Raw genomic sequence first — 5,413 nt, forward strand, 5'->3', positions numbered from 1 at the left:
AAAAAAATGAGTTCTGATTTTGATCAGAACTCATTAAAAGAAGGCGGCGAACCGAGCTCGCGAACACGCCGTACCAATAACAAAAAAAAGAGGTTATCTTTTCAGATAACCTCTTAATAAAAGAAGGCGGCGACATACTCTCCCACATTACTGCAGTACCATCTGCGCAATCGGGCTTAACTTCTCTGTTCGGAAAGGTAAGAGGTGAGCCCCGACGCAATAACCACCTTAAGTTTTTCAGGCAATAGGCATAAGCCACAAGGCATAAGCTTTTTGCGTGAACCATTAGTCTTTTGGCTTTTGCCTCTTGCCTAATGGCTAATATTTTAACATACTGAGATAAAAATTACAATCTATAAGAGAAAGTTTCGCTCCCTTGATTGCTCAAGGGAGACTTGTTAATAAGCTTACGGGTTATTAGTACTACTCGGCTATGACATTACTGCCTTTACACCTATAGCCTATCAACGTGGTCATCTTCCACGACCCTTAAAAGAAATCTCATCTTGTGGTGGGTTTCGCGCTTATATGCTTTCAGCGCTTATCCCTTCCCGACGTAGCTACTCTGCAATGCCCCTGGCGAGACAACAGATACACTAGAGGTCAGTCCAACTCGGTCCTCTCGTACTAGAGTCAGATCCACTCAAATTTCTAACGCCCGCAGTAGATAGAGACCGAACTGTCTCACGACGTTCTGAACCCAGCTCGCGTGCCACTTTAATGGGCGAACAGCCCAACCCTTGGGACCTTCTCCAGCCCCAGGATGTGACGAGCCGACATCGAGGTGCCAAACCCCCCCGTCGATATGAGCTCTTGGGGGAGATCAGCCTGTTATCCCCGGCGTACCTTTTATCCTTTGAGCGATGGCCCTTCCATGCGGAACCACCGGATCACTATGCTCTACTTTCGTACCTGATCGACCTGTATGTCTCTCAGTCAAGCTCCCTTATGCCATTGCACTCTACGCACGGTTACCAAGCGTGCTGAGGGAACCTTTAGAAGCCTCCGTTACTCTTTTGGAGGCGACCACCCCAGTCAAACTACCCACCAAGCAATGTCCTCTCTTTTGAGAGTTAGGCCTCAGATAAGCAAAGGGTGGTATTTCAACAATGACTCCACAACGCCTAGCGACGCCACTTCATAGTCTCCCACCTATCCTACACATCACTTATCCAAGGTCAATACTAAGCTATAGTAAAGGTGCACAGGGTCTTTTCGTCCCACTGCGGGTAATCGGCATCTTCACCGATACTACAATTTCACCGAGCTCATGGCTGAGACAGTGTCCAGATCGTTACACCATTCGTGCAGGTCGGAACTTACCCGACAAGGAATTTCGCTACCTTAGGACCGTTATAGTTACGGCCGCCGTTTACTGGGGCTTCAATTCAATGCTTCGAATTGCTTCTAACATCTCCTCTTAACCTTCCAGCACCGGGCAGGTGTCAGGCCCTATACTTCATCTTACGATTTTGCAGAGCCCTGTGTTTTTGATAAACAGTCGCCTGGACCTCTTCACTGCGGCCAGCTTACGCTGGCGACTTTTCTCCCGAAGTTACAAGTCTATTTTGCCTAATTCCTTAGCCATGAATCTCTCGAGCACCTTAGGATTCTCTCCTCAACTACCTGTGTCGGTTTACGGTACGGGTACTTATAATCTAAGTTTAGAGGTTTTTCTTGACAGCCTTTAGGTACACTATCTCTTTGTCCGAAGACTCCGAGTACTATCAGTCTTTGCCACATTTTACGGATTTGCCTATAAAACGTATAGCTACAACCTTCAACGAACTATTCCGTCAGTTCGCGGTACTTTCACCACTGTGTCACCCCATCACAATTATAAGTAGTACGGGAATATTAACCCGTTGGCCATCGACTTCCCCTTTCGGGTGCGCCTTAGGACCCGACTAACCCGCAGCTGATTAGCATAGCTGCGGAAACCTTAGTTTTTCGGTGTGTGGGTTTCTCGCCCACATTATCGTTACTTATGCCTACATTTTCTTTTCTAACTAGTCCAGCATGCTTTACAACACACCTTCAACCCTGTTAGAATGCTCCCCTACCACTTGTATTTTCATACAAATCCATAGCTTCGGTAGTATACTTATGCCCGATTATTATCCATGCTCGTCCGCTCGACTAGTGAGCTGTTACGCACTCTTTAAATGAATGGCTGCTTCCAAGCCAACATCCTAGCTGTCTGGGCAGACAAACCTCGTTTTTTCAACTTAGCATACATTTGGGGACCTTAGCTGATGGTCTGGGTTCTTTCCCTCTCGGACATGGACCTTAGCACCCATGCCCTCACTGTTATTCACCATTATATAGCATTCGGAGTTTGTCAGGAATTGGTAGGCGGTGAAGCCCCCGCATCCAATCAGTAGCTCTACCTCTATATAACTTGATATAACGCTGCACCTAAATGCATTTCGGGGAGTACGAGCTATTTCCGAGTTTGATTGGCCTTTCACCCCTACCCACAGGTCATCCGAAGACTTTTCAACGTCAACCGGTTCGGACCTCCACTATGTGTTACCACAGCTTCATCCTGCCCATGGGTAGATCACACGGTTTCGCGTCTACCACTACTGACTATGCGCCCTATTCAGACTCGCTTTCGCTACGGATCCACATCTTAAATGCTTATCCTTGCCAGCAACGGTAACTCGTAGGCTCATTATGCAAAAGGCACGCCGTCACCCCTAAAGGCTCCGACCGCTTGTAAGCGTATGGTTTCAGGATCTATTTCACTCCGTTATTCACGGTTCTTTTCACCTTTCCCTCACGGTACTGGTTCACTATCGGTCTCTCAGGAGTATTTAGCCTTAGCGGATGGTCCCGCCAAATTCAGACAGGGTTTCACGTGCCCCGCCCTACTCAGGATACCACTATCCTTATCTTCTCTTACCTATACAGGACTATCACCTTGTTTCGTTTACCTTTCCAGGTAATTCTAGTTCAATCCGCAAGAAATGTCGTGGTCCTACAACCCCAATATTGCCGTAACAACATTGGTTTGGGCTAATCCGCGTTCGCTCGCCACTACTTACGGAATCACTTTTGTTTTCTTCTCCTCCGCCTACTTAGATGTTTCAGTTCAGCGGGTTTGCCCTCCTATCGGAGTAATACATCTTCAATGTATTGGGTTGCCCCATTCGGATATCTACGGATATAATGGATATGTGCTCCTCCCCGTAGCTTTTCGCAGCTTATCACGTCCTTCTTCGCCTCTGAGAGCCTAGGCATCCCCCATACGCCCTTATTTTGCTTATTAATTTTTTTAATTTAAGCTAACAGCTAATAGCTGAAAACTTTAATATTATGCTTTCTACTTTGTTTGTATTTTCTTATCTCAATATGTCAATGAACGTTTTTTAGGCATTAGCCAATAGCCATTAGTTATACCTTTATTTAGAACTAAACTATTGCCTAATGGCTATTGCCTAATTACTAAAACTGTGGAGAATAAGGGAGTCGAACCCTTGACCTCCTGCGTGCAAGGCAGGCGCTCTAGCCAGCTGAGCTAATCCCCCGTCTTTTTAGTAAGAACTAATCAGCATTCAGTAATCAGTTGTGATGTACTGTGTACTGCAAGCTGCATACTGTAAACTGGTTGCTCAACCTCTAAAATTTCCTCTATCAAATTTAGTAGTCCCGGGCAGACTCGAACTGCCGACCCCTACATTATCAGTGTAGTACTCTAACCAGCTGAGCTACGAGACTCTGTATTTGATGTATTTTTTGAATTAACAGCGAGAGTAAGTCTATTCACTTGTTTCTCTAGAAAGGAGGTGTTCCAGCCGCACCTTCCGGTACGGCTACCTTGTTACGACTTAGCCCCAGTTACTAGTTTTACCCTAGGCAGCTCCTTGCGGTCACCGACTTCAGGCACCCCCAGCTTCCATGGCTTGACGGGCGGTGTGTACAAGGCCCGGGAACGTATTCACCGGATCATGGCTGATATCCGATTACTAGCGATTCCAGCTTCACGGAGTCGAGTTGCAGACTCCGATCCGAACTGAGACCGGTTTTATAGATTCGCTCCTGCTCGCGCAGTGGCTGCTCTCTGTACCGGCCATTGTAGCACGTGTGTAGCCCAAGGCGTAAGGGCCGTGATGATTTGACGTCATCCCCACCTTCCTCACAGTTTACACTGGCAGTCTTGTTAGAGTTCCCGACTTGACTCGCTGGCAACTAACAACAGGGGTTGCGCTCGTTATAGGACTTAACCTGACACCTCACGGCACGAGCTGACGACAACCATGCAGCACCTTGAAAATCGTCCGAAGAAAAGCATATTTCTACGCCTGTCGACTCCCATTTAAGCCTTGGTAAGGTTCCTCGCGTATCATCGAATTAAACCACATGCTCCACCGCTTGTGCGGGCCCCCGTCAATTCCTTTGAGTTTCACACTTGCGTGCGTACTCCCCAGGTGGGATACTTATCACTTTCGCTTAGCCACTCAGATTGCTCCAAACAGCTAGTATCCATCGTTTACGGCGTGGACTACCAGGGTATCTAATCCTGTTCGCTACCCACGCTTTCGTCTATCAGCGTCAATGTAGTGTTAGTAACCTGCCTTCGCAATTGGTATTCCATGTAATATCTAAGCATTTCACCGCTACACTACATATTCTAGTTACTTCACACTAATTCAAGTTTAACAGTATCAATGGCCGTTTGATCGTTGAGCGACCAGATTTCACCACTGACTTATTAAACCGCCTACAGACCCTTTAAACCCAATGATTCCGGATAACGCTTGGATCCTCCGTATTACCGCGGCTGCTGGCACGGAGTTAGCCGATCCTTATTCCTACAGTACCGTCAAGTTCCCTCACGAGGGAGTGTTTCTTCCTGTATAAAAGCAGTTTACAATCCATAGGACCGTCTTCCTGCACGCGGCATGGCTGGTTCAGGCTCTCGCCCATTGACCAATATTCCTCACTGCTGCCTCCCGTAGGAGTCTGGTCCGTGTCTCAGTACCAGTGTGGGGGATCTCCCTCTCAGGACCCCTACCCATCATCGTCTTGGTAAGCCGTTACCTTACCAACTAACTAATGGGACGCATGCTCATCTTGTACCGTTGGAACTTTAGTATTTAAATGATGCCACTCTAATACACCATGGGGTATTAATCCAAATTTCTCTGGGCTATCCCCCTGTACAAGGTAGATTGCATACGCGTTACGCACCCGTGCGCCGGTCTCAAGGCTCCGAAGAACCTCTACCCCTCGACTTGCATGTGTTAGGCCTGCCGCTAGCGTTCATCCTGAGCCAGGATCAAACTCTTCATCGTATGTTTTTATTATTTTTGAGCTGTGAATATTCAAATCTTTCGACTCTCTTACTCTCTCTTTTTTGCTGTCAATCCAATATATCAATGAACTTGTCTTTTCTATTCTTTTTCGC

The 5,413-nt window shown here is 47.0% G+C and carries 2 tRNA genes and 3 rRNA genes; all 5 read right to left on the minus strand.

What is annotated here, in order from left to right:
* Positions 1 to 121: 121 nt before the first annotated feature.
* Positions 122 to 231 (minus strand): 5S ribosomal RNA (gene rrf / locus Q361_RS13000).
* A gap of 166 nt (positions 232 to 397) precedes the next feature.
* Positions 398 to 3,274: ribosomal RNA gene (locus Q361_RS13005) — 23S ribosomal RNA — on the minus strand.
* A 185-nt stretch (positions 3,275 to 3,459) separates the two neighbouring features.
* Positions 3,460 to 3,533 (minus strand) — tRNA-Ala (locus Q361_RS13010).
* Positions 3,534 to 3,649: 116 nt separating this feature from the next.
* A tRNA-Ile gene (locus Q361_RS13015) sits at positions 3,650 to 3,723 on the minus strand.
* Positions 3,724 to 3,784: 61 nt separating this feature from the next.
* Positions 3,785 to 5,300, minus strand: a 16S ribosomal RNA gene (locus tag Q361_RS13020).
* The 16S, 23S and 5S rRNA genes sit together here with 2 tRNA genes alongside, the layout of an rRNA operon.
* Between the last annotated feature and the right edge of the window lie 113 nt (positions 5,301 to 5,413).

Origin of the sequence: Flavobacterium croceum DSM 17960 (genome assembly GCF_002917885.1) — a bacterium.
In the GTDB taxonomy this organism is placed as follows: Bacteria; Bacteroidota; Bacteroidia; order Flavobacteriales; family Flavobacteriaceae; genus Flavobacterium; species Flavobacterium croceum.